Source organism: Virgibacillus ihumii, from assembly GCF_902726655.1.
GTDB classification, from domain to species: domain Bacteria; phylum Bacillota; class Bacilli; order Bacillales; family Amphibacillaceae; genus Lentibacillus; species Lentibacillus ihumii.
The window spans coordinates 1,882,677-1,906,827 of sequence record NZ_CACVAN010000001.1 but is presented as its reverse complement, the minus strand read 5'-3'; the positions used below and the strand labels follow the sequence as shown (position 1 = coordinate 1,906,827).

20 protein-coding genes are annotated in these 24,151 nt (G+C 41.1%); 14 read left to right on the top strand and 6 right to left on the bottom strand.

What is annotated here, in order from left to right:
* Window positions 1-127: 127 nt before the first annotated feature.
* Window positions 128-685, top strand: coding sequence for a Maf family protein (locus HUX68_RS09340; protein ID WP_174614575.1), 558 nt, complete (start codon window positions 128-130; stop codon window positions 683-685).
* Between the two features lie 105 nt (window positions 686-790).
* Here HUX68_RS09340 and HUX68_RS09335 read toward each other — a convergent pair whose 3' ends face one another.
* From HUX68_RS09335 to HUX68_RS09325, 3 genes are read right to left on the bottom strand one after another with little or no spacing between them, the layout of a single operon-like run.
* Complete coding sequence (locus HUX68_RS09335) at window positions 791-1,831, bottom strand: C45 family autoproteolytic acyltransferase/hydrolase (protein WP_246206643.1); 1,041 nt, start codon at window positions 1,829-1,831, stop codon at window positions 791-793.
* Window positions 1,832-1,858: 27 nt separating this feature from the next.
* A complete protein-coding gene (locus HUX68_RS09330; protein WP_174614574.1) occupies window positions 1,859-2,980 on the bottom strand; it encodes a M20 peptidase aminoacylase family protein in 1,122 nt (373 codons plus the stop codon).
* Between the two features lie 18 nt (window positions 2,981-2,998).
* Window positions 2,999-3,835 carry a MurR/RpiR family transcriptional regulator gene (locus HUX68_RS09325; protein WP_174614573.1) on the bottom strand — a complete coding sequence of 279 codons (837 nt, stop codon included), beginning with the start codon at window positions 3,833-3,835 and terminating at the stop codon, window positions 2,999-3,001.
* Between the two features lie 124 nt (window positions 3,836-3,959).
* Between HUX68_RS09325 and HUX68_RS09320 the strand changes: the two genes are divergently transcribed.
* Together HUX68_RS09320 and HUX68_RS09315 are read left to right on the top strand one after the other, a co-directional pair.
* A complete protein-coding gene (locus HUX68_RS09320; RefSeq protein ID WP_174614572.1) occupies window positions 3,960-5,396 on the top strand; it encodes a YfcC family protein in 1,437 nt (478 codons plus the stop codon).
* Window positions 5,397-5,675: 279 nt separating this feature from the next.
* The gene (locus HUX68_RS09315; RefSeq protein WP_174614571.1) at window positions 5,676-6,620 is read left to right on the top strand and encodes a sugar-binding transcriptional regulator; all 945 of its coding nucleotides are present in this window, start codon (window positions 5,676-5,678) and stop codon (window positions 6,618-6,620) included.
* Window positions 6,621-6,737: 117 nt separating this feature from the next.
* On the opposite strand, the gene HUX68_RS09310 is transcribed toward HUX68_RS09315, so the two are convergent.
* Entirely contained in the window at window positions 6,738-7,778 is a 1,041-nt protein-coding gene (locus HUX68_RS09310; RefSeq protein ID WP_174614570.1) for a zinc-dependent alcohol dehydrogenase, read from the bottom strand.
* A gap of 24 nt (window positions 7,779-7,802) precedes the next feature.
* A complete protein-coding gene (locus HUX68_RS09305) occupies window positions 7,803-9,455 on the bottom strand; it encodes a glycerol-3-phosphate dehydrogenase/oxidase (protein ID WP_174614569.1) in 1,653 nt (550 codons plus the stop codon).
* Window positions 9,456-9,643: 188 nt separating this feature from the next.
* Between HUX68_RS09305 and HUX68_RS09300 the strand changes: the two genes are divergently transcribed.
* The 11 genes from HUX68_RS09300 to HUX68_RS09250 all read left to right on the top strand — a co-directional run bounded on the left by HUX68_RS09300 (window position 9,644) and on the right by HUX68_RS09250 (window position 22,512).
* Window positions 9,644-10,618, top strand: coding sequence for a sugar-binding transcriptional regulator (locus tag HUX68_RS09300; RefSeq protein WP_174614568.1), 975 nt, complete (start codon window positions 9,644-9,646; stop codon window positions 10,616-10,618).
* A 93-nt stretch (window positions 10,619-10,711) separates the two neighbouring features.
* The gene (locus HUX68_RS09295; RefSeq protein WP_174614567.1) at window positions 10,712-11,116 is read left to right on the top strand and encodes a transcriptional regulator GutM; all 405 of its coding nucleotides are present in this window, start codon (window positions 10,712-10,714) and stop codon (window positions 11,114-11,116) included.
* Entirely contained in the window at window positions 11,104-11,643 is a 540-nt protein-coding gene (gene srlA / locus HUX68_RS09290) for a PTS glucitol/sorbitol transporter subunit IIC (RefSeq protein ID WP_174614566.1), read from the top strand. Before HUX68_RS09295 ends, srlA begins: the two co-directional genes overlap by 13 nt.
* 25 nt (window positions 11,644-11,668) lie before the next feature.
* Entirely contained in the window at window positions 11,669-12,730 is a 1,062-nt protein-coding gene (srlE, locus tag HUX68_RS09285; protein ID WP_174614565.1) for a PTS glucitol/sorbitol transporter subunit IIB, read from the top strand.
* 109 nt (window positions 12,731-12,839) lie between these two features.
* Window positions 12,840-13,205, top strand: coding sequence for a PTS glucitol/sorbitol transporter subunit IIA (locus HUX68_RS09280; protein ID WP_174614564.1), 366 nt, complete (start codon window positions 12,840-12,842; stop codon window positions 13,203-13,205).
* A gap of 22 nt (window positions 13,206-13,227) precedes the next feature.
* Entirely contained in the window at window positions 13,228-14,514 is a 1,287-nt protein-coding gene (locus HUX68_RS09275) for an NAD(P)H-dependent oxidoreductase (RefSeq protein ID WP_174614563.1), read from the top strand.
* Between the two features lie 144 nt (window positions 14,515-14,658).
* Window positions 14,659-15,642 (top strand): thiamine pyrophosphate-dependent dehydrogenase E1 component subunit alpha, encoded by a 984-nt coding sequence (locus HUX68_RS09270; protein WP_425509538.1) that lies wholly within the window; start codon window positions 14,659-14,661, stop codon window positions 15,640-15,642.
* 12 nt (window positions 15,643-15,654) lie between these two features.
* Window positions 15,655-16,638 (top strand): alpha-ketoacid dehydrogenase subunit beta, encoded by a 984-nt coding sequence (locus HUX68_RS09265; RefSeq protein WP_174614561.1) that lies wholly within the window; start codon window positions 15,655-15,657, stop codon window positions 16,636-16,638.
* Between the two features lie 10 nt (window positions 16,639-16,648).
* Window positions 16,649-18,001, top strand: coding sequence for a dihydrolipoamide acetyltransferase family protein (locus tag HUX68_RS09260; protein WP_174614560.1), 1,353 nt, complete (start codon window positions 16,649-16,651; stop codon window positions 17,999-18,001).
* Window positions 18,002-18,014: 13 nt separating this feature from the next.
* Window positions 18,015-19,400, top strand: coding sequence for a dihydrolipoyl dehydrogenase (lpdA, locus tag HUX68_RS09255; protein ID WP_174614559.1), 1,386 nt, complete (start codon window positions 18,015-18,017; stop codon window positions 19,398-19,400).
* A 673-nt stretch (window positions 19,401-20,073) separates the two neighbouring features.
* Window positions 20,074-22,512 (top strand): M14 family zinc carboxypeptidase, encoded by a 2,439-nt coding sequence (locus HUX68_RS09250; protein ID WP_174614558.1) that lies wholly within the window; start codon window positions 20,074-20,076, stop codon window positions 22,510-22,512.
* Between the two features lie 121 nt (window positions 22,513-22,633).
* Here HUX68_RS09250 and HUX68_RS09245 read toward each other — a convergent pair whose 3' ends face one another.
* Window positions 22,634-23,929: a pyroglutamyl peptidase gene (locus tag HUX68_RS09245; protein WP_174614557.1), complete on the bottom strand. Its 1,296-nt coding sequence runs from the start codon at window positions 23,927-23,929 to the stop codon at window positions 22,634-22,636.
* Window positions 23,930-24,151: the final 222 nt, after the last annotated feature.

Below are 24,151 nucleotides of genomic sequence, written 5' to 3'. Positions count from 1 at the left end.
TGAAATAGTAATCAGTAATCACAATTCGTGTTGTTTGGTATTATAATTATAAGTTCAGAAGGTAAGGCTGTAATGTGAAATATTTCCGGTTATAGAAACTGTTAAGTCAAAAATAGTGGAGGTTTTTATGTCATCCAACCTAATATTGGCATCTTCGTCCCCGAGAAGACAGGAATTGCTACAACAGATCAATATCCCATTTACAATTCGAAAGCAAAATGCAGATGAATCGGTTATACAAACAGGTGATCCTTACGAAAAGGTCAAGCAGCTTGCATTGCTGAAGGGCCGGAATGTACAGATAGTTTCTGAGAAGGAAATTATACTGTCAGCTGATACAGTTGTTTCTTTTCAGAATAGGATTTTCGAAAAGCCTGCTGATGAGGAAGAAGCCTTTAAAATGCTTTCAACGATGAGCGGGGAAATGCATGAAGTATACACCGGTGTAATGTTTCGTACACAAAAAACGGAACGGGTATTTGTAGAAAAAACATCAGTCGAATTTTGGCCATTGTCTGATGAGGAAATCAAACAGTATATCGCAACCGGCGATCCATTTGATAAGGCTGGTGCGTATGGTATCCAGAGTGAGGGAGCGGTATTAGTGAAAGGGATAACAGGTGATTATTATAATGTTGTTGGTTTGCCGGTGTCACGGGTTGTGAGGGAGTTGGAACAAATTTGATATCAACCTTTAGCAACCTTATGTGTACTGATCCTTTAACGGGATGAATCATTCAAACCTAAACTGTCAAAAAGGTCTCTTTCCACAGTTTAGGTTTATAATTATTTATAGTTGCTCACACGGATGCCCTTTCATCCATACCAATCTATCATCAGTCAAGTTCATAACAATACTAAAAATAGTTTCACTTATCCTTGTTCCTGTTTGTTCATCTTCAGGCGACGTGTGCCGGCATATGGAGTGAGGATAATTTGTATGATCAGCAAGAACTTCAAATAACATGGAATCATTTATTTTTGTCTTATCCATTCCCCTTAGCAAATTATTTACAACATCATATCGCGTGAAAGAGTCAGGTTTAGGATCTTCTACAACTGCGTGCTTTAATTTCTCCGATAAAATATGATTGGTATGTGTGACAAAATTTTCCTCTGATTTTATTCCGGCGGTGTGAACCGGTGATACTTCCAGTCCAATCATTTTGCCGGATTTCGCTGCAATCAGGAAATGCGCTGGTGAAGCCATTTGATTTTGGTCAACTTTTGATAATGCTTCATCCATTGAAGATGATTCCAGCACAGCGCGTAATCCTAAGTGAATGGGCACTTTTGGTTTTACCGTATTGGTAACTAATGCATTCAAACCGACCCCTATCCCAGCACTATTACTGCCGATTTTTCCAATGATTCCTGCCTCTGTAACCATATTAACGGCAGGCAGATTAGTTTTTTCAATTTGCAATTGTACTAAAGCATCTGCTTGTGTAGATGTCCAATCCCAGTTTTGTGCCAGCCACGTGCTTTCGTTTTGATCTGTTATTGCAAATGCAGTACATCCATCGGGTACATTGGTTAGAGCGATTTCGCTTCTTGCGTTGATTGCCAATATATCTTCAAAGGTTACCCCCGCACCTTTTGCCAGGCCTTCCATCTCATACAAGTAATCAACGTTGTACTGCTCAATTGCATCGTGATGAAGTAATGCCCTATTGCATGCATCCTTCCATGACAGATTGGAGTGTACGTGGAACATCCTTTCATATGTTTCGAGTGTAAAATGGACTTGTTTTTTTACTCGATGGCCATGTGCATAGCCAATTTCATGTGGTGATCCTGATAACGCTAAGATAGGAGTTTTATTTGACATAAAAATTAACCACCTCTTCTCTTTATGTTATTCAAATGACTTTAGTGTTTTTAATACTGTTTTCGTTATTATCTCTGCACCGGGGATAATCATGTCGTGGTTAAATGTCATGTTTGGATGATGCAAACCCGGTTTTAAATCACAGCCTAGCCCCAGCATCGTTGCTTTTAAATCCTTTTTCTTAAAAGTGTAAAAATGAAAATCTTCGCTCCCGCTGGTTACAACGGGTGGTGCAACATTTTCTTCTCCTAAAACTTCGCCAATGGATTCAGTCATTAATGCTTGTGCATGCTTATCGGCAATTGCTGATGCTGTGGCAGACATTGTTTCTAGCTCAATAGGTATGTCATAGGATGCCGATACGGACTCAACAGCTTTCTTAACCTTCTCTGCCAATTCGGCAATACAATCATTTGTCTGTGCGCGTAAATCAATACTGAAAGCTGCGTGTCCGGGTATGACATTGGAACTCTCGCCGCCGGCCTGGAATTTGGTGAATTTGACAGAGTGTGGTACTTGCGGATCCATATGAATATGATTTATTTTCTGTAACAATTCTGCTCCAACTTCGATTGCATTTACACCTAAATGCGGACGCGCTCCGTGGGTATCATCACCTTTTATTTCTCCGCTGATATGCTGACCCGCTCCATGCAAAATTGCTGGAGCTGCCATTCCATCTTGCACTTCCTGCACCGGTCTTACATGAACACCATACATATAGTTGACGTCATCAATTACGCCTTTTTCCAGCATTTTCAGTGCGCCGGTACCTTTCTCCTCAGCAGGCTGAAAGATGAAACGAATGGTTCCTTTAGGCAGTGAACTCATCCCAGTTAATTTTAAAAGCACGCCAATCGCCATGGACATGTGTGAATCATGTCCACAGGAATGATTTGCACAAAATTCCCCGTTAACTTCCTGCCATAAAGCATCCAAATCGGCTCTGACTGCTACAACCGGTTCGCCGCTGCCAATTTCACCGATTACCCCTGTACAATCATCGAATGTGGTAACCTTGCAACCTCGATCTTCTAGTATTTGTTTTATATAAGCTGTTGTTTCCGTTTCTTTCCAGCTGATTTCAGGATTCTGGTGTAAATGTTCAAAAATATTCATGATTTTGGTATCAATTGCATTTGTTGTCATAACGCTTATCTCCTGTCTCTATAATTTAAAATTACCTTTGATACGGTTTTCCTCAACTTGTTTTTTACCCTTCATAGTTTTTTCTGGTTCCAGTTGACTTATTCCGGACACAATCGCGTGCAATAGAGAAAACACTACCGGTGCAGTTTCCGAATTTTTTAAGTCTGGAAAATGAATGGTATATAATATGTCAGCGTATTCGGAAATTGGTGCAATACGGGAATCGGTAAAGCCAATAATCAGCCATCCACGCTTTTTTGCTTCTTCAGCAAGTAACAAGGTCTCTACAGAATAAGCATGAAAAGAAAAAACCACCAGTACGTTCGCTTTAGTGCCTTGTTCCATATGTGTATCCAAATCCGGCCTGAATAAATCCGCGTTTAATCCGATAGACCGAAGTGCGTATGTAAGCCAGTGCGCCATGGAAAAAGTATACCGCAGCCCCGAAACAATAATACGCTCTGAATATGCTAGAGCACGTATTGTTTTTTGAAAATCCTCTTCATGTACGTCAGATGACGCTTTTTGAATATTGACTTGATCATAGTGCATAACTAGTTGATGCAGGGAATTTCCGGGATTATTATCATTTAATTTGTAGTTATTAAAGATCCGTTTTTGTTCAAAAACATATTCCCTGACTTCCTGCTGTAATTCACTGTACCCGCTGTATCCGAGTGCAATACAAAGCCTGACTACCATTGTTTCACTAACACCAATGGATTCGCCGATTTTTTTAGCAGAATTAGCTGCAAATGCGGTTGGTTCTTCCAGAAGGTAAGAAGCTACCTTTTTAAGACCACTTGTTAGCTGTGAATAATGTCTATCTATTTTTTCCTGAAATGATATTGGCATCCAATGCCCCCTAAAATAAATGAAGGAAAATATTTAAATTACTGTTGATTTAAAGGAAATACTTTATTATAATCTATCACAACGTTTTATTTTTTTCAACAATTCAAAAAAGGAGGAAACCGTAATGTCAGCAAACAGGGATAACTCTACTTCAACAAAAAAGAAGAAGTTTGCAATGCCTGATGCATACATTATCATGCTGTTTATTATGTTACTGGCAGCATTGGCAACATATTTTTTGCCTTCAGGCGAATTTGAGCGGGAAAAACAAGGAGACATTAATGTCGTCGTCCCAAACAGTTTTCATTTCGCTGAAGGAAGTCCAACAGGTGTTTTAGACTTCTTCTTAGCGATACAAACCGGCTTGGTTGAGACAGCAGGCATCATATTTCTCGTTTTAATTATAGGTGGTACATTTGCCGTTATTGAATCAACAGGAGCCATTAATGCCTCCATTATGAAGGCGGTAAACAAAACAAAAAATAAAGAATACTTGCTCATTCTTTTCGTTGGCTTATTGCTCATGATTGGTGGTTTGACTGGTGCAATTGCCAATGCGGTTATTGCGTTTATCCCGATTGGGATCGTCCTCGCAAAAGCATTAGATCTAGATGCAATCGCCGGTGTCGCAATGATCAAACTGACAGCTTATGTAGGATTTAACACATCTTTCATGAGTCCATTCACAGTGCTTATTGCACAGGATATTGCCGGTTTGCCATTATATTCTGGTATTGTGTTTCGTTGTATTATGACGGTAATTGTGTTTGCTGTCACAATTGGTTATATCATCTGGTATATCAACAGGGTGAAGAATGATCCGGAAAAAAGCTTAATGGCGGGAAATCGCTTTCCAACTGGTGACGATGTTGACGAAAAAGCTGAAAAAAGTGATGTTCACCTGGACTTTACCGGTCAACATAAATTGATATTATTATTTGTAGCTGCAGCAATTATTTTCTATATTGTTGGTGCCTTACAATTTGGATGGTCATTAAATCATATGGCGGCTATCTTTATCATCATTGCGGCAGGGACAGGCCTAATTGCCAGAATATCCCCGAATGATGTTGTAAAGCATTTTATGGCGGGTGCTAAAAACCTTGTATATGGAGCATTAATTATCGGACTTGCTCGCGCAATTGTAATTGTTATGGAAAATGGAAAAATTTTAGACACTATTGTACATTGGCTCGCAGTAGCAATGGAACCATTCTCGTCTGTATTAGGTGCAATTGCGATGTTTATCGGGAACTCTCTTTTTGCACTGGTGGTATCTTCCGGAAGTGGAAATGCGGTCGTTATGATGCCGATACTAACGCCACTAGCCGATTTAATGGAAATACCGAGACAGGTTGCAGTTACGGCATACCAACTTTCTGACGGGTTCATGAACAGTATTACTCCAGCATCGGGTGTACTGCTTGCTTGTCTGGCAATAGGTAAAGTGCCTTGGACAAAATGGGTTAAGTTCATGTTACCGCTTATCGGAGCCTGGTATGCACTATCCATTATATTTCTTGTGATTGGAGTGCTTATTGGGTGGGGGCCGAATTATTGAATATAATGAAGGACTAAAATAAGAAAAAGAATTAAAAGGACGTATTCAGAAGGTTGCTTCTGAGTACGTTCTTTTTATGATTCATTGAGATAGTGTGAGAAAATGATATTAAGTTATTATTTTTTTGCTGCACAATGTAATAGCAATACATCCAGAGCATTTTTCGGCCTTAAATACTGTCATTGACATTACCCGCTCTTTACCTTATGATTTTTACAAAAGTAATTTTACAAAACAAATGTAACTAACCAATAAATACCATAGAAAAGAGCGATATTAATGTTAAGTTGGGAAGAACGCAGGTTAATGGTCAAGGTGGCTAAACTATATTATTTCGAGGGCTGGACACAGGCACAAATCGCCAAGAAGAATAATGTCTCGCGCCCCGTAATCTCAAAGCTGTTGAACAATGCTAAAAAAGAGGGTTTAGTTGAGATTTATATTAAAGATGAAACTGTTCATACGGTTGATCTCGAGCAAAAATTAGAGAAGATGTACAACCTTGATGAAGTGATTGTTGTTTCAACTGCCGGGTATGAACCAGTGATGGCGAAACGGCAGCTTGGTAAAACGGCGGCCGCATATGTAAGCAACCATCTGCAGGATATAAAAAATCTGGGAATTTCCTGGGGAACGACACTTTTATCATTGATTCAGGAATATCCATATGAACGAAGGGACGATATCCATATCGTTCCTATCGTTGGAGGGATGGGGACAAAAGATGTTCATATTCATTCCAACCAGCTGGCCTTTCACTTAGCACAAAAAATGAATACATCTTGTTCCTATCTATATGCTCCTGCAATGGTGGAAACGGATGAGTTGAAGGAAAGGCTTGTGAATTCCAAGGATATCGCACATGTTCTGGAAAAAGGCCGTAATGTCGATATGGTGCTGGCAAGCATAGGTAATCCGTACAAAAGTTCCACCATGAAGGAAATCGGTTATTTGCAGGAGAGTGACCTGGCATCACTGCATAAGGCAGGAGCAGTTGGAGATATTAGCTCGCGATTCTTTGATGCAGCGGGGGAAGAAATCGATCATCCATTAAATAATCAGGTTATTGGTTTGGATTTAAAAGAAATAAAAAATATCCCGCATGTTGTTGGAATAGTGGAAGGCTCGTATAAGCTGGATAGCATTGAAGCAGCATTGCGGGGCGGTTATTTGGATGTTTTGCTGATTGATGATCAAACTGCTCAGGCATTGGTCCAGGAATAATTTGTTTCGCTTATTCTGTGCTTATGTATTTTATGTTAAAGGCGATAAACCGTTATTGGTTTATCGCCTTCGTATTATCAGTAGAATGTTTTTCTTTTGCATTACAATTTATATCACTCATTCAGCAGGCTTCACTACACATTTCAAACCTTCTTTAGCAAGGGCAGTTTGAAACGCATCATCGGTCTGATCCAGAGAAAATGTATGGGTTATGAAAGCGGAAAAATCAAGCAGTCCTTCATCAATCCATTTCACGGCTTCCATATGGAGGTGGCGTGGTGCACCGTGTGTTCCAACAATTTTTAATTGCTTATAAATAATATGATTCGTATTAATGGGATTTTCAGTTACCGGTTTAATCCCTGCAAAATACAGGATTTTTCCGGTTGTTTTGGCGATTTCAAGTGATTCCCGCTGAACCTCGGCAGAAGGGGCTGTCACAATGACCGTATCAGCGCCCAGTCCTCCGGTTACCTCACTGATTTTTTCTCCAGTATTTGAAACGGTAGGGTCAATTACCATATCAGCTCCGCATTCGATTGCTTTTTGCTGCCTTGCCTTTGAGCGCTGGACAGCAATGACCTTAGTTGCTCCCATTCGCTTTAGGGCGGCAATGTACATACATCCGATGGCCCCCGCTCCATATATAACAACGGTTTCTCCCGCCTTTGCGCCAACTTCCTCGATACCGCTCAATACACAGGAAAATGGCTCTGACAAACTGGCGAGTTCATAAGACGTTGTGTTAGCAATTTTTTGAATGGATCCATTTTGAACGAATTGTTTCGGCAGGATAACGTATTCGGCAAAACCGCCATCAACCTGGTAACCCATTGATTTTCCTTCAATACAATGATGTCCTTCGTTTTGCTGGCAGTATATGCAGTCGCCGCATGGGATATGAGCACCGAGAGTTACCCGATCTCCAGGGACGAAACGGGATACATTGTTTCCATTTTCTACTACTTCACCAGCAATTTCATGTCCGATTACTCGCGGAAAATTAATCCTGCTATCACCATGGTTATAAATACGGAGATCAGATCCGCATACACCAATTGCATGGACTTTTAACAAAATTTCATCCTGGTTAATCACAGGATGGGCACGCTGTTGTATTTTGAGTTGTCGTTTTCCCGTAAGAACGGTTGCTTGCATAAGCTTATCCTCCTTGAAAATCAATTAATCTTCCTTAAATGTCAACGCTTTTTCGATTAAGTAGTGCATTTCGGCAACTTGTCTTTTTGTCGTGTTATCGTCCCACTGTAATGCGGTTTGCATTTCTTCGGTTGCGGTATTTAAGGTCCGTTTAACCTTTTCCAAATCGAACAGGAGATAGCTCGTCCGGCGATCATAGAAATCGGTAAGCGCTGCAACCATTTCATGCTCCACTGTATACCGTGCTTCGGCGGCAATATTGCGCTGTTCATCATCATCGAACCGCCCGTCATAATCGGTTATTTGCTTTAGTAGGTTTTCAGTGTTTGTCCCGTATTGTAAAACAAATTGTCTAATGGCATCTTTAGTTAAGCGTAAATGACTGTAATGTTCATGCAACTGGTCAATTAGTGCTGTCAGATCGTTTTTTGAAGTAAAATCACCACCCGATAATTTTACGTGAACCGTATTTGAATCGGTTGGTTTTTTGTTATCCTTTTTTTCAATATACTGCATCACACGCTCGGCCATTTTCCGGTAGCCGGTTAGTTTTCCACCTGCAATCGTTATGAGACCACTGTCTGATTCAAAAATTTCGTCGTGCCGTGAAAGCTCAGACGGTGCATCTCCTTCCTTTCCAATAAGCGGGCGGATACCTGCCCAGCTGGATGTAACGTCATTGACAGATAAACCAAGCGTTGGAAATATTTCGTTCAGGCAACCAAGCAAGTAGTCAACTTCGGATTTATTAACGTGAATATCTTCCATATTCTCCGTATAGATGGTCTCCGTTGATCCGACATATGTTTTGTCATCTTTCGGAATGACCGCAATCATACGTCCTTGGTGTTGGAAGTAGATGGATGAAGCAACAGGCAGGGTTCGATAATCAAATACGATATGGATTCCCTTTGCATGTACCATATGTTTTCCGGTAATCGGACGGTCTTTTATGCGGACCTTATCTACCCAGGGGCCAGCTGCATTGACAATATGTGTCGCCTTGACGGTAAATGTTTTTTCGTCAATATGATCCTTTGCGACGATGCCTTTTACCTGGTTATTTTCATCTTTTAGAATGTCGGTCATTTCCGCATAGTTCAGGACAGAAGCCCCTTTTTCGGTGGCTGTTTTGGCTGCTTCCAGTGTGAGCCGGCTGTCATCTGTACGATATTCCACATAAATGCCGCTGCCTTTCACAGTTTTCGGGTTAAATAATGGTTCATGCTGTAAAGTTTTTTGTTTGGTATAAATGTTATGGCGCTCTTCTTTTTTTACTTCGGCCAATCGGTCATATAATGAGAGTCCGACTTTCAATGTGGCGAGATTATATGATTCCTTTTTGATAATCGGAAAGTTCATATTGATCGGATAAACAAGATGACGTGCGTTGTTGTAAACAATCGCTCGTTCACGCCCTGTTTCTTTTACAACCGGCAAGTCGAACTTCTGCAGATATTTCAGCCCGCCATGAATTAATTTTCCAGAGCGGCTGCTTGTACCGGATGCAAAATCTTTCTTTTCAATCAGTGCAACTTTAAGCCCCCGCGTAGCAGCATCCAGTGCGATTCCGCTTCCAGTTATCCCTCCTCCGATTACCAATACGTCAAAGTAATTGTTTTCCATTTGATTTATGATTGATACGCGATTCAAAGTTGAAAACGTATTGTTCATCATCGTATCCCCTCCGTTCATGCTGGTTATTTACAAAAGTAATCGGATAAATCATTTGTAAACTATTGTAATTCGAGTATATTCCATATAAAATAGTAAGTCAATAAATCGCTTACATCAAATAGTTTGAAAAATGTGCTTTTTAAAGAGATTAATAGCTGTTTTTTTACAAAATTTAGGGGGAAATAATATTGGTATACAGTACAAACGGGAGAAGCTTGATGGAGAAAGTTTCCAAACTTTATTATCTTGATGGTTGGACGCAAAGCCAAATTTGTAAAAAAGTAGGTTTATCAAGACCGATAATATCCAAATTACTCAAACAGGCCAAGGAGAAAAACATTGTAGAAATTTATATGAAAGATGAAACGGTTCATACGGTGGAATTGGAGCGTCTTTTGGAAAAGCAGTACGGGCTGAGCGAAGTAATTGTTGTTGCCAGGGAAAATAGGGGAGCGGATATGGTACGCCGTAATATGGGGCAAGCAGCGTCTTCATTTATAATTAAAAAGTTAAATCGAATTGAAACTCTGGGAATCTCTTGGGGAAAATCGATTTATACGTTCGTTGAGGAGTTTGAGAGTTCAGATCATCCGCACATTCATCTTGTTCCGCTAGTTGGCGGAATGGGGCAGAAATTTGTCGAATATCACTCCAATCAGTTGTCGTTTAAACTTGCCCAAAAGCTTAATGCAAGCTCTTCTTATCTATACGCACCTGCGTTTTCGGATAATGTTGACCTGCAAAAAAGCATGGTCAAATCCAAAGATGTAGCCTCTGTGATGGAAGAAGGCAAAGAAGTGGATTTCGCGATTGTCGGGATTGGTGGTATGACCAGTCAGACAACCGCGATTGAAATGGGTTACCTTCAGGAAGAGGATATTGATTCATTGAAGACATCTGGAGCTGCAGGTGATCTTAATTCATTTTTCTATGATGTTGAAGGTCAGACAGTAAAACACCCTATTAATGATCGTATTATTGGTGTCAGTCTTAATGATATAAAAAAGATTCCTGAAGTAATGGCAATTGCTGAAGGAGAGCATAAAGTGAACAGCTTGCAGACTGCTTTGAGCAACAACATGATCAACATCCTCGTTACAGATGACCAGACTGCGGAAGGTCTGTTGGAAAATGTTCAAGATGTGAACAAAATTAAAAAATAAAGAAAATACTGTTGACAATTTGTTGAAAGCGTTTTATTATTAATTTACAAAAATAATAACCCTAAACAATTGTAAAGGGAGGGCAATGATACGATGTGGGGCACATTTATATTTATCTTTGCTGCTATTTGGGCGCTGCAGTTTTTATTAACGCATTTTCAGGTGAAACACTATCAATCTGAAATCAAAAAACTCAGCAGAAAAAATTCTGGTTTTTTAGGGACAGGCTATTACAAGAAGCGCCTGGGTATGGGTGCAATTGTTGTACTCGTATGTGACGAGGATTCCCGTATTACAGATGCAAAGCTGATGAAGGGAATTACTGTTTTTGCCAGATTCAAAAGTATGCAGCGCCTGATTGGAATGAAACTGGAGGAAGTTAGAAATGTGGATTTTCTTCCGCAAAAAGAATATTTTGCCCTTGGCAATGCGATAGAAATGATAAAGAAGGAAATGAATAAAAATAAAGGAGAGGAGAATGAAGCATGGATTTCCTGATTAAACTGGCTGAAGGTTTTATTGGTATGTTCCAGGAGGGCGGCGATACCTTCATGGGCATGGTAACTGATATTATTCCTTTACTGATTGCGTTGATTACTGCTGTAAACGCTTTAATTAAGTTCATTGGGGAGGAAAAAGTTTTTAAGTTTGCTCAAAAATGTACGAAGTATTTTTTCCTAAGGTATACAATTTTTCCATTTTTGGCCGTATTCTTCCTGACAAACCCAATGTGTTATACATTTGGCCGTTTCCTGAATGAAGACAAAAAACCGGCGTTTTATGATGCAACGGTGTCGTTCGTACACCCGATTACAGGTCTTTTTCCACATGCGAATCCGGCTGAATTATTCATATATACGGGGGTAGCAGCTGGTATAACTCAACTTGGATTGTCAACTGGACCACTGGCATTACGGTATTTGTTAGTGGGTGTAGCAGTTATGTTGTTAAGGGGAGTTGTGACAGAATTTATCACAGCCCGGATGATTAAAAACAGACAAAAAACGGAAGACATTGCAGCATAAGACCAAATGGTAAGGAGGGTTTAACATGAGTGATTATCGTGCAATTAAAGTAACAAAAGGTTCCTCAGGCTGGGGAGGACCGCTTGTTATTGAACCAAGTGATGAAAAAAAATATATCGTTTCAGTAACTGGCGGCGGAATTCATTCGGTTGCGCAGGAAATAGCAGATAAGACTGGCGGCATTGCCATTGACGGGTTTGAGAAATCTGTTGAAAAAGAAGAAATGGTCTGTGCTGTCATTAATTGCGGAGGTACAGCCAGGAGTGGTGTTTATCCAAAAATGGGTGTCCTGACTGTAAACGTATTCAGCAATTCACCATCAGGCCCGCTGGCGAAGTTTATTAATGAAGAAAACTTTGTATCCGGTGTTTCGACTGATAATATTGAGCAAACGGATGATGCTTCGTCTGATACTCAACAGTCCGCGGCAACTGGTGATCCGGAACAGGAGAGTTATTCTTCATTACTTGATAAAGATGTTGCTAGACAAACAAAGGAAGAGGCTAAACAAAAAGTTGCTGCCAAGGAAGCAGGAAACAAGAAGAAAAAGAATCTGATTTTTCGTATTATTGAAGTGCTTGGCGATAAAGTTGGGCAAGTCGTCAGTACGCTTTTCCAAGCTGGTCGTGATGCGATTGAAACAGTTATTAAAAATATCCTGCCATTTATGGCATTTGTCAGTGTGCTAATGGGAATTATCAGTTATACGGGGATTGGTGACTGGATTGCGAATACGGTAACACCACTCGCAAGTACACTGGTGGGGATGCTGATTCTATCTCTGATTTGTTCAATCCCGGTTATTTCCCCATTGCTTGCACCAGGAGCGGTTATTGCGCAGGTTGTTGGTGTTCTGATCGGTGTAGAAGTTGGAAAGGGAAATATTCCGCCACAAATGACACTTCCGGCATTGTTCGCGATTAACCCGCAAGTGGGTACAGACTTTGTTCCGGTTGGATTGACACTGGGCGAGGCAAAACCAGAAACAATCGAGGTTGGTGTACCGGCTGTTCTTTTCTCCAGATTAATCACTGGACCTGCAGCGGTTGTCATTGCTTACTTTGCAAGTTTCGGTCTTTACAGTTAATCAATTCGATACCCTCTTAAAGAGAGGGTATCAAATTGCAAAACGTTTTACCTATGTTACAATGTTGAACAAACGTAAATATTTATAAATGTTACTGGAGGAGAATATGATGGCAAATTCGTACTATAACATTAACATTGTTGAAGTTGGTTCTGATGCACCGTTAATGCTTGAAGAAAAAATGATTATCCTATTTAATAACACCGTCCCGGCGGATTTAAAAAGTATTGCCTTCGTTCATGATGGCGGTGAGTTTGTCGATGAAATCAAAGCCGGTGATCAGATGATTATTGCTGGGGAGGCTTTTGACATTTTATTTGTTGGTAATAAAGCTAATGAAACAATGAAAGATTTAGGTCATGCAACATTTCATTTTAATGGGGAATCCAATTCAGAATTGCCCGGAACGATTTGTCTAGAAGATAAAGTAATTCCAACGATTAATGAAAATACAATTATTTCGTTTAACAGATAAAGATAAAGAGGAGTGAGTCATCATGTTAGGAATTAATCGAAAGCTAGCGAACCTTGAGAAGACAGGTTCTTATATCAAGGTTGGTCTTGTCGGTGCAGGGCAAATGGGAAGAGGTATGATTTCCCAGATTGAAAGTATGAAAGGAATGCGCGTTGTGATCACGGCTGATTTAGCGATTGAAAATGTGGAAAATGCCTATAAGCATGCCGGCATCGAAGAAGCTAATATTAAAGTGACAGATGATTTGGAAATGGCTCGTGAGGCAGTCAATCAAGATAAAGTAGTTGCAGCGAAAGACAGCAAATTGGTAACATCACTGCCCGAAGTCGATGTTGTTGTTGATGCAACAGGGGTTCCAAACATCGGTGCTGAAATTGCCTGGGATACTATTTTAAATAATAAACACATTGTCATGCTTAATGTGGAAGCGGACGTTACGGTTGGACCGCTATTGAAGAAATTGGCTGATTCCAGCGGTGTTGTGTATACGGGTTCCGCTGGTGATGAACCAGGTGCGATTATGGAATTATATGACTTTGCCGACGCCATGGGCTTTGAGATAGTTGCATTAGGTAAAGGGAAAAATAATCCGCTGAATCTTGAATCGAATCCTGATGTTACGGCGGAAGAAGCGAAGGAAAAAGGGTCAAGTCCGAAGATGCTGGCTTCATTCCAGGACGGAACGAAAACCATGGTGGAAATGAATGCTGTTGCAAATGCAACTGGCTTCGCACCGGATCAGCCTGGAATGCATGGCTTTGAAGGTGAGGTAGCAAATTTGCCTGGTATTTTCATAGAGAAAGAAAAAGGCGGAAAGCTGAATGGCAGAAAGGTTGTTGATTTTGTGAACGGGGTTGCTCCCGGCGTGTTCGCGATTATTGCTTCTGATAAAGAAGAGGTCAATGCGGAAATGAAGTATTTGAAAATGGGAGATGGGCCAAATTATGTGCTGTATCGCCCATATCACCTGACAAGTCTGGAGACACCGTTATCTATTGCCAAGGCGTATTTTGACAATGAACCAACAATCGCTCCACATTACGGTTTACAAGGTGAAACTGTCACAGTAGCAAAAAAAGATATTGCAGAAGGTGACTATCTTGATGGAATAGGTGGGTATTCTGTTTACGGCAAACTGTTGAAAGCTGATGAGGCAAAGGCGGAAAATGCGATGCCAGTTGGTTTGGTTGATCGGAATGTTAAATTAACCAGGGCTGTCAAAAAAGGTGAAGTTATTAGGTATTCCGATGTAGAACAGACACAAGAATCTACTATTTGGAAACTGCGTGCATTGCAAGATAAACAATAAGAAACAAGTTAGGTCTCTGGTTAACGTCAGAGGCCTTTTATAAATAGAGTTTAAATTAACTTGACCCAATTTAGGTTAAAGTTTATAATTAAATTACAAATGTTATATACTTGAACAAATGTAAAAGGAGTGAGCATGATGGAATTGACAAAAGATGTGACGCTCGTCCCTGATGTTCGTCAGGACAATTTAGTAGATTTATATAAACAAATGTGGACAATCCGGTTTTTTGATGAAAAGGTGGATGAATTTTTTGCAAAAGGAATGATTCATGGTACAACGCACTTAGCAGTCGGCCAGGAAGCAAGTGCAGCCGGAGCATGTGCTTTACTTACCAATGAAGATAAGATTACTAGTACACACCGAGGGCATGGTCACTGTATTGCCAAAGGTGCAACTGCGGACAAAATGATGGCAGAGTTATTTGGCAGAACAACTGGCTACTGCAAGGGTAAAGGCGGATCTATGCATATTGCCGATATTGACATCGGTAACTTGGGTGCAAATGGTATCGTTGCTGGCGGCATCCCACTGGCAGTCGGTTCAGCGTTAACAGCTCATATGAAAAAGAAAAACTATGTAACGGTATGCTTCTTCGGTGATGGTGCCACAAACGAAGGAAGTTTCCATGAAGCGGTTAACTTGGCTTCTGTCTGGAATCTGCCAGTTATTTTTGTTTGTGAAAACAACCTGTACGGTATGTCTGGCAACGTGAACGAGATGACCAACGTTAAGAATATTGCTGATCGTGCACAGGCATATGGCATTCCTGGAGTTGTAGCTGACGGTAATGACATTGTTGACATGATGAACAAATCAAACGAAGCGATTGAACGTGCCCGTGGCGGTGAAGGTCCAACATTGATTGAAGCCAAAACCTACCGTTGGAAAGGTCATTCAAAAAGTGATGCGAAAAAATATCGTACACGTGAAGAAGAAAAAGAATGGAAAGCAAAAGATCCAATCAAACGATTCAAAAATGTACTTGTAGAAGCAGGCATCTTAACAGAAGAACAAGCTGAAGAAATTCGAAAAGATGCGAAACAGGAAATTGAAGAAGCAGTCGAATTTGCTCAAAACAGTCCGATGCCGACAGAAGATGACTTACTGACAGATGTTTACGCATAGGAGGGAAACATAATGAGAGAAATTACCTATTCAGAAGCAGTTCGTGAAGCGATGAGCCAGGAGATGCGCAAAAATGACGATGTGTATATTTTAGGTGAAGATATTGGTGTATATGGCGGCGCGTTTGGTGTAACACGTGGCATGATCGAAGAATTCGGCCCTGAGCGTGTCCGTAATACACCAATCAGTGAATCCGGAATAGCCGGGGCTGCGGTTGGTTCAGCACTGACAGGAATGCGTCCGATTGCTGAGCTGCAGTTTTCCGATTTTATTACAATTGCTCTTGATCAGATGGCCAACCAAGCAGCTAAGATCCGTTACATGTATGGCGGTAAAGGGAAGGTTCCGATGGTATTACGGACGCCGAGCGGATCAGGTACAGGTGCCGCTGCACAGCATTCACAAAGTTTGGAAGCGTGGGTAGCGCATGTACCAGGTCTAAAAGTTGTCCAGCCGTCCACAGGATATGATGCTAAAGGACTACTGAAAGCAGCGATTGATGATGACAACCCGGTTATTTTTTACGAACATAAAACCCTTTATGGTACCAAATCTGACGTACCGGAAGAGCAGTATAGCATTCCACTAGGACAAGCTGACGTGAAACGTGAAGGAACGGATGTAACGATTGTAGCAACCGCTGTTATGGTTCACCGCGCGCTTGAAGCTGCAGCGGAACTAGAAGAAGAGGGAATCAGTGTTGAGGTGATTGATCCTCGGACATTGGTACCACTTGATGAAGAAACAATTGTAAAATCCGTAGCCAAAACCGGCCGTGTCATTGTTGTTCATGAGGCAGTAAAACGTGGTGGATACGGTGGCGAGATCGCAAGCATGATTGTTGAAAGTGATGCCTTTGACTTTCTGGATGCACCAATTAAGCGTTTAGGTGGGGCGTCTTCACCAGTTCCATACAATCCGGAATTGGAAAAATCGCATGTGCCTCAAGTACCGAATATTATTCAAGCGGTAAAAGAAACGCTAAATAAGGCATAGGGGGGTTAAAATGGCTAAGGAAGTATTTATGCCGAAACTCAGTAGTACGATGGAAGTCGGAACACTGCTGGAATGGTTCAAAGAAGAAGGTGACCCTGTAGAAGTTGGTGAGCCGTTATTTGAGATAATGACTGATAAAATAAATATCGAAGTAGAGTCCTATGAAGAAGGGATTCTGCTGAAACGGTATTATGAAATCAATGCTGAGATCCCGGTAAATGCCGTGATCGGTTATATTGGTGAAGAAAATGAGGAAGTACCTGAAGAAGCACCTGCAGGAGAAGGAGCTGGCGAAGAGAATTCACAGAATGTAGCTGATGGGGAATCCACTCAGTCCGAAACGCCCGCAACTGCAGAAGCGCCATCTGGAGAAGATAAATCACAGGATGACACGGATGGTAAAGTCAGAGCGACACCTGCTGCCAGACGTATAGCACGTGAGCAAAATGTTGAGCTGACATCTATCAAAGGGTCCGGACCAAAAGGCCGTATTCATGAGCAGGATGTTAAGGATGCACTGGATAATGCAAAAGCAACACCACTTGCTGAAAAAGTTGCTAAGGATAAGGGTGTTGATCTCGCACAAGTGGACGGATCGGGTGCAAATGGAAAAGTCCGTAAAGATGATGTGCTTAAGAATACCACGGCCGCCTTACAGAACGAACCCGTTGAGGAAGCTGAACGCATCAAGCTGAAAGGAATTCGAAAAGCGGTTGCGGATAAAATGGTTGAGAGTACAAACAACATCCCACATGTTACCTTGACAAGCGAAATCGACATGACACATGTCATCGATGTTCGGAAGTCATTACTGCCAATCATCGAAAAACAAACAGGCTACAGACTGTCTTATACAGAAATTTTGATGAAGGCAACATCACAAGTTCTGGAAGCTCATCCACGGGTGAATGCGTCACTGATCGATAATGAGATTATTCTTAATAAAGCAGTGAACATTGGCTTGGCTGTTGCAATAGAAGATGGTTTGATTGTTCCATCTGTTAAAGATGCGAATAAAAAAGGTCTGGCTGAATTGACTAAAGTCAGTAAAGGATTAGGTCAAAAAGCTCGCGATAACAAATTGACACCGGATGAAATGACTGGCAGCACGTTCTCAATCAGTAATTTGGGTATGTATGCGATCGATGGCTTCACACCAATCATTAATCCACCGGAAACGGCCATTTTAGGTGTTGGACGAATTGTGGAAAAACCGGTTGTTGTGGATGGGTCAGTTGAAGTAAGATCAATGATGGTGCTAAGCCTGTCATTTGACCACCGCGTAATAGACGGTGCACCGGCAGCAGCATTCCTGACCGAATTGAAGGAACGGCTGGAAAATCCGTATGGTCTGTTGATATAGGGGAGTGAACATAATGAAAACTTACAATCTCGCAATTATCGGCGGTGGCCCCGGCGGTTATGTGGCAGCAATCCGGGCGGCAAAGGATGGCCTAAGTGTTGCCCTTGTCGAAGGCCGCGACCTTGGTGGAACCTGTCTGAACCGTGGGTGTATCCCTTCCAAAACGATGCTGAAGCATGCCGAAGTAATCGAGCAAATAAAAGGCTCCAAGACATATGGTATAACCGTGAATGACTTTTCCTTTTCGATAGGGGATATGGTTACTCGCAAAAACAAGGTTGTTAACACCTTGAAAAATGGCATTAACAGCTTGATGAAGCAAAATAAAATAAATGTTTATCAGGGCTATGGGCATGTAAAAGAAGATAAAAGCGTGACCATAGAATCTGATAGCGGAACGGAGTCAATTCAGGCTGAAAATGTCATTCTCGCAAATGGATCAGAGCCACTTGTTCCAAATCTTCCAGGAATTGATAACATTGACTACTATACGAGTGACACCATTTTTGATATCGATGAAATCCCGGAACATCTCGTTATTATGGGGGGTGGTGTTATCGGATTGGAAATCGCTTGTATTTTCAACAGTATGGATACGAAAGTGGAAATCGTCGAAATGGCCGATCGAATTTTGCCTGCAGAAGACCCGGATGCATCGGATTATTTGGCAAAAGCGTTAAGTAAAAAAGGGAATACATTGCATACGAGTGCTAAAATCACTGGTTTCCGCTCTGCCGGAGATAAAAAATCTGTGGAATTAGAGACTGCAGATGGCAACAAGAAAGTAATTGAAACAGATAGTGTTTTGATTGCAGTAGGACGTAAACCAAATCTGACCGGTATCGAAACGTTGAACGTCAATTTTGATGGCAGGTTCGTGAAAGTCAATCAAAATCTTGAGACATCGATTGCCGGCATCTATGCAGTTGGTGACCTGATTGGAGGATACCAGCTGGCACACGCTGCAAGCAACGAAGGTATCAGGGCGGTCACGCATATTGCTGGAAAAGCTTCGCTGCCGGGTGAAACAAATATACCGCGTTGTGTTTATACTTTCCCTGAAGTTGCCAGCGTGGGGATGACTGAATCCGAGGCGAAAGAAAAAGGTTACAGCTTAAAAACGAAAAAAGTGGATATCGCTGCAAACGGAAAAGCAATCGCGGCTGGTGAAACAAGCGGATTCATGAAATTGATTGCGGATGAGAAATACGGTGAAGTACTGGGTGTTGTCATGGTAGGTTCCCACGTCACTGAGATGATTAGCCAGGCAACAGCCTTTATGCATCTGGAAGGAACGGTTGAAGAAATTGATAGTATGGTGTTCCCGCATCCAACAATTTCGGAGTCATTGGGTGAAGCAGGAAGTGCTTGGCTGGAAAAAGGGATACATTTTAGTTGATTGAATTGGTGCTGGCTCTAGGGGTCATTTGATTGATGACTTCTAGTGTCAGTATCTTTTTATAACATCAGAAAGTATTAGTTAAGATAGACCTTATAGGATAATTTCTGCACTCGCTATAGTACAAGACGAATGCAATGCTGAGTGTTTCCAAGATTGACATTTACATCTTATTGTACGAAGGGTACACTTAAAGATTAATACGGATTGGTTAGCATCGTAAAGAATTAATACTTCTACCTGTGTTTTTTGACTTATCCTGACAATCATTCCCCGCACAATTCTATCATCATCTTCTTTTCCCAACTTTTTAAGACATATTTCCCAGGAAATAATTTAAGCTTAATAAAAGCAGGACTATAGGTTAGTTTCTTTAATACTGATTTTAGAAATTTTCGTAACTTCTATTGAAGTAGGTTATCATCGTTTCTATAATGAATGTAAATTATTTCAAATGAACATTACTTCAGCGGGAAAATCTTCGGCATTTTTTGGCAAGTATTTTAATATAAATCTTTCAATCTTCTTTTAATAATTCCTTCCAGCTCAGATTATTCATTTTCAAAAGAAAATAGACAGGCAGTGTTAGTACACGGGACAGTAAACGGTTAAATACGGTCATCCCAAGGGTACCCCTTGTTGATATATAAAACTATTAAAGGAGGAGATCTTGATGCGAACGGTAGTACGTGCTGGTGTGTTTTTTCTGCTTGTTGTTTTTATTACCTTTTTTAATCTCGGAAACATGGATAAGGAGGTTTTTGCCAAAGGAGAAACATTTAGCTCGAATACGCAAAACTATGATCGAATTCCGTTTAACAAGTTTCAGCTGCTGCTTAAATCGGATGCTAAATTATTCAATGATTACCAGTATGAATATACACCATATAGTGAAATCCCTGGAATTTTGCACCGAATAGAGAAAAACAGCAATCGGGTAAAGGTGGAGGTTATTGGCCAATCGGCCGGAGGACACAACCTCTATTCTGTGACGATTACAGATCCGAGTTTAGGTAAAGGCAGGTATGGTAATTGGAAAATGATTAAGAAGAAAATGACCGAAAACCCTGCCGAAGCACAGGAATGGATTGAAAAACATCCGAATTATAAAGTTCCCATTCTCGTGAACGGTTCTATCCATGGCGATGAGTATGTTGGAACGGATGCCGTTTTACAATTAGTGGAGCATTTTGCCTTTGCAAATGACCAGGAGACGAAAAAGGTTTTGAGCAATACGATATTGGTTTTTAATGTCGTGATGAATCCGGACGGCCGGATTAATGGAACGAGGTCTAACAGTAATGGAATAGATTTAAATCGGGATTTTCTCGTTCAGACACAACCGGAAACAAAAGCTTTAGTAGATCTAATGACAAAATGGAATCCGATGGTTTTTCTTGATTTGCATGGATATGTCAATTTGATTGAACCGACTACGCACCCGTATAACCCGAATTATGAATTCGATTTATTTATCAAATGGGCACTTGATCATGCGATTGCTATGGAAGATGAAGTAGTTTCCAATAAAGAAGACTATGAATCTGAACGCTATAAAAACCTGGATTCGGTTATCATTCCGTACCGTGATATGGAATCGGGCTGGGATGGATATCCGCCTATTTTTACAACACAATATGGAATGTATCACGGGACGTACAGTTATACGCTTGAAGCACCCAATAATACAAGGGACGGTGTAGCATGGCACGTGAATGCAGTTATGGGGGCGTTGCAGTTTGCTGTAGAAAATAAAGCTGGAATGATCCATGATCAAATTGAAATTTTCAAACGTGGGGTAAACGCTAATCATCCAGGAGACGATGAAGACTTGTATCCGGAATCGTATGTATTGCCGGTCGATGGAGAGGATCCGACTGTAACGTTAAAAGCTGTGGAGCATCTGCTGAATAATGGTGTGGAAGTGGAGCGTGCGAAGAAAGCCTTTACCGTTAATGGGAAAAAATATGATGCCGGAACCTTTGTTGTCGATATGAATCAGCCTAAAGCAGGGATGGCGAATATGATGCTTTGGGAGGGTGAAGATGTAAGCGACATAACGGATTCCATGTATGATATTGCTGTTTCAGGACTGCCGGATCTATGGGGATTTGAGGCAATAGGTGTTGAAGAGGAAATCAGCAATACTAAGCAGGTCAAGCATATCTCACATCAGGGTGAACTGTCCGGAAAAGGTCCATATCTGATCCCGAACAGTTCCGTGCAGGCAGTAGCGCTTGTGAATGATCTGCTGCAAAAGGATATACCGGTTTACAGAGGCGATGATGGGAATTTTTTTGTTAGGGATCAAAAAGGGAGTGTTTTGCGCAAAGCAGTTAAGGAATCGGGCTTGAACATTAAAACAAGTGAATTTCCTGAAAATGCCCGGAAATTGTCTAATTTGAATGTTGCAGTGTTGGAAGAAGGTGGTACAAAACTGGCGCTCGAAAGGTTAGGTTTCGATGTTAAGAAAATCACCCCTGCTGAGGTGGCTGAGGAAGGGCTTTCCAATATTGATGTTTTAGTTTACAGCGGCTCAAAAAGGTTAATTTCCTCACTAATGATCGAAGGGGAGTATGATCGTTTTAAACAAACGATAAATCAATTCGTCACAAACGGTGGTAAATTTATTGCGGTTGGGAAAGGAGCTTCTGAAGCAGCTAAGAAATTGGAGTTAACAGATGTCGGTATTCAAGGATCTGACAGCAGTTACAGCAATGCAATTGTCCATGTTAAGTACGATGAAGATAATCTGCTCACAGCAGGTTATGCTGGAAGTGGTACAGGATTTGTGTATAATCCGGTCTGGTATACGGGAATTGACAACGAGACTGTTATTGCTACTTTCGCGGATGAGAACTTTTTCAAGGCTGGTTTCTGGAAAGACAGTGCAGAAGCTCAGGGGCAAGCCGTTATCGTAAAAGAAAATGAAAAGAATGTTCTTCTCATAGGGTTGCGGGCAGGTTTCCGGAATTATCCGGATCATTTGTACAGGCTGTTTTCGAATGCTGTGTTTGGAGAGGCGTTCGGTACAGCAAAAGATAAGAAATTGATTAGTTCCAGCAATGGTAATTTTAAAAAGATACAGTTGGAGAGACAAGCTGCAAGGTAAGAAGAGCTAGCAGGTACTTTCCTATATTATATTGAAGACACGACCTTTACCGTTTGAAATGTAAAGGTCGTGTTTATTGCTATCTTTTTATTACATTATCAGTAATAGGCTTTTCCTTTCCCTACTTTGCAGCAGCCTTCACCAGTTCAACCCCTTGATTAACGATGATGGTGCGCTGGTACTTAAAGGCGGGATTGATATATTTCTCAGGATCCTCCGGGTAATCTAATGAAGGAATATGGACATGTCCACCAGGGATTTCAAATGCTCCTAGACCTAGTCTTACACGGTTGGATCGATAGCCCACTTCATTAGAAAGATAGCTTCCTCCTCCTCCGCTGCGAGCCTTGGAGCCTGGAGTCGGCCCGTTATCATGACAAACCATTTCAGAAAAGTTAGGCGGAAGCCATTCGCAAACATGATTATCACGCCTAACTGGTAATGGTCCTGTATCTGCATTAATCATCGCACTTGCCGGTAAAGTGGTTTCGATAAACTCTGGAAGAGGATTAGGCATAGGCCAGCTTGATACAGTTGGTATTACGCCTTCACGCCATTTCCCATTGTTATCAGTGCCGACATGCCAACGACCGTGATATCCTTCAATATCAAACTTTCCTGGGCCACCTTGGCTTAATGTCATCATTAAATCAATCTGTTGAGGACCTTCTTTAAGGTAAGGTGCAAAAGTGTTCTCAACAATCCCTTCTTCAAAAGGTTTCCAGAGGACAGGGAAATTCACGGATTGGATAACGGCGGGCTGTCCATCGTTCGTTTTAAAATGTAATCCATCAAGCTGCAGTGCAATAGCCCCGGAAGGATTACTATGTCGGGCGCCATACTCTGTTCCAAAACCATATGGATCAAAACCGCTGACGAGGATTAATTTTACTCCCTTGCCTTTTGGAAAATTAATGGAAGCAATGCCCCGGGATGTATATTTTAGCGATTTTAAAAGTTTTTGCCGATTTTTATTACTGACATTGAAATCAGGGTCCCATTGGCGCAGTGCCTTGGTCATCGATAATCTTGCCCAATAAAGAGGTCTGTCATCATACGAATCAAGGTCTCCGTCAACGTTTTTCCCCTGTGCACGGGCAACTGCTTTATTCCATAGCGAAGTTCCGAGTCGTTTTACCATTTTTTGAGTATGTTTTAAATTGGGTGAAGAACATAACCTTTGTTCGAACTTCTTAACAAATCGGTCAAAACCGCTGTGCTGAAGAATTTGCTCTGCATATGGATACGGTGAATCGGTGATCCGCTGCTCCTCAAGGGTTAACTGAACACTATAGTCAAAGCAGTCAACCTTTGATTTTGCGGACACAGATGAAGGTGAAAAAACAAGTGCAGATAGTGCAATAACTACGATGATGGCAAGCACAAAATTAAGATAACGTTTTCTTTTGTACATCATTATGAATACATCTCCTTTACTCTAAATCTAACAATCTCTGGCGATAAATCTCTAAAATTATCAAAAGAGGCAGGTGTAAGATGAATTTTGAATGATAATGTCACCTCCCTGTACGCGAAATTACTTATAAGGATAAACATGGCAAACTTATAACACAATAAGTATTTAAAATATTACAAAAGATGGAGAAAATGAACTAACTCGAAAGGACGGTCTACCTTA

Coding starts and splice junctions, on each gene's coding strand:
- HUX68_RS09340 (WP_174614575.1), top strand. CDS start 128: ATGTCATCCAACCTAATATTGGCATCTTCGTCCCCGAGAAGACAGGAA.
- HUX68_RS09335 (WP_246206643.1), bottom strand. CDS start 1,831: ATGTCAAATAAAACTCCTATCTTAGCGTTATCAGGATCACCACATGAA.
- HUX68_RS09330 (WP_174614574.1), bottom strand. CDS start 2,980: ATGACAACAAATGCAATTGATACCAAAATCATGAATATTTTTGAACAT.
- HUX68_RS09325 (WP_174614573.1), bottom strand. CDS start 3,835: ATGCCAATATCATTTCAGGAAAAAATAGATAGACATTATTCACAGCTA.
- HUX68_RS09320 (WP_174614572.1), top strand. CDS start 3,960: ATGTCAGCAAACAGGGATAACTCTACTTCAACAAAAAAGAAGAAGTTT.
- HUX68_RS09315 (WP_174614571.1), top strand. CDS start 5,676: ATGTTAAGTTGGGAAGAACGCAGGTTAATGGTCAAGGTGGCTAAACTA.
- HUX68_RS09310 (WP_174614570.1), bottom strand. CDS start 7,778: ATGCAAGCAACCGTTCTTACGGGAAAACGACAACTCAAAATACAACAG.
- HUX68_RS09305 (WP_174614569.1), bottom strand. CDS start 9,455: ATGATGAACAATACGTTTTCAACTTTGAATCGCGTATCAATCATAAAT.
- HUX68_RS09295 (WP_174614567.1), top strand. CDS start 10,712: ATGTGGGGCACATTTATATTTATCTTTGCTGCTATTTGGGCGCTGCAG.
- srlA (WP_174614566.1), top strand. CDS start 11,104: ATGGATTTCCTGATTAAACTGGCTGAAGGTTTTATTGGTATGTTCCAG.
- srlE (WP_174614565.1), top strand. CDS start 11,669: ATGAGTGATTATCGTGCAATTAAAGTAACAAAAGGTTCCTCAGGCTGG.
- HUX68_RS09280 (WP_174614564.1), top strand. CDS start 12,840: ATGGCAAATTCGTACTATAACATTAACATTGTTGAAGTTGGTTCTGAT.
- HUX68_RS09275 (WP_174614563.1), top strand. CDS start 13,228: ATGTTAGGAATTAATCGAAAGCTAGCGAACCTTGAGAAGACAGGTTCT.
- HUX68_RS09265 (WP_174614561.1), top strand. CDS start 15,655: ATGAGAGAAATTACCTATTCAGAAGCAGTTCGTGAAGCGATGAGCCAG.
- HUX68_RS09260 (WP_174614560.1), top strand. CDS start 16,649: ATGGCTAAGGAAGTATTTATGCCGAAACTCAGTAGTACGATGGAAGTC.
- lpdA (WP_174614559.1), top strand. CDS start 18,015: ATGAAAACTTACAATCTCGCAATTATCGGCGGTGGCCCCGGCGGTTAT.
- HUX68_RS09250 (WP_174614558.1), top strand. CDS start 20,074: ATGCGAACGGTAGTACGTGCTGGTGTGTTTTTTCTGCTTGTTGTTTTT.
- HUX68_RS09245 (WP_174614557.1), bottom strand. CDS start 23,929: ATGATGTACAAAAGAAAACGTTATCTTAATTTTGTGCTTGCCATCATC.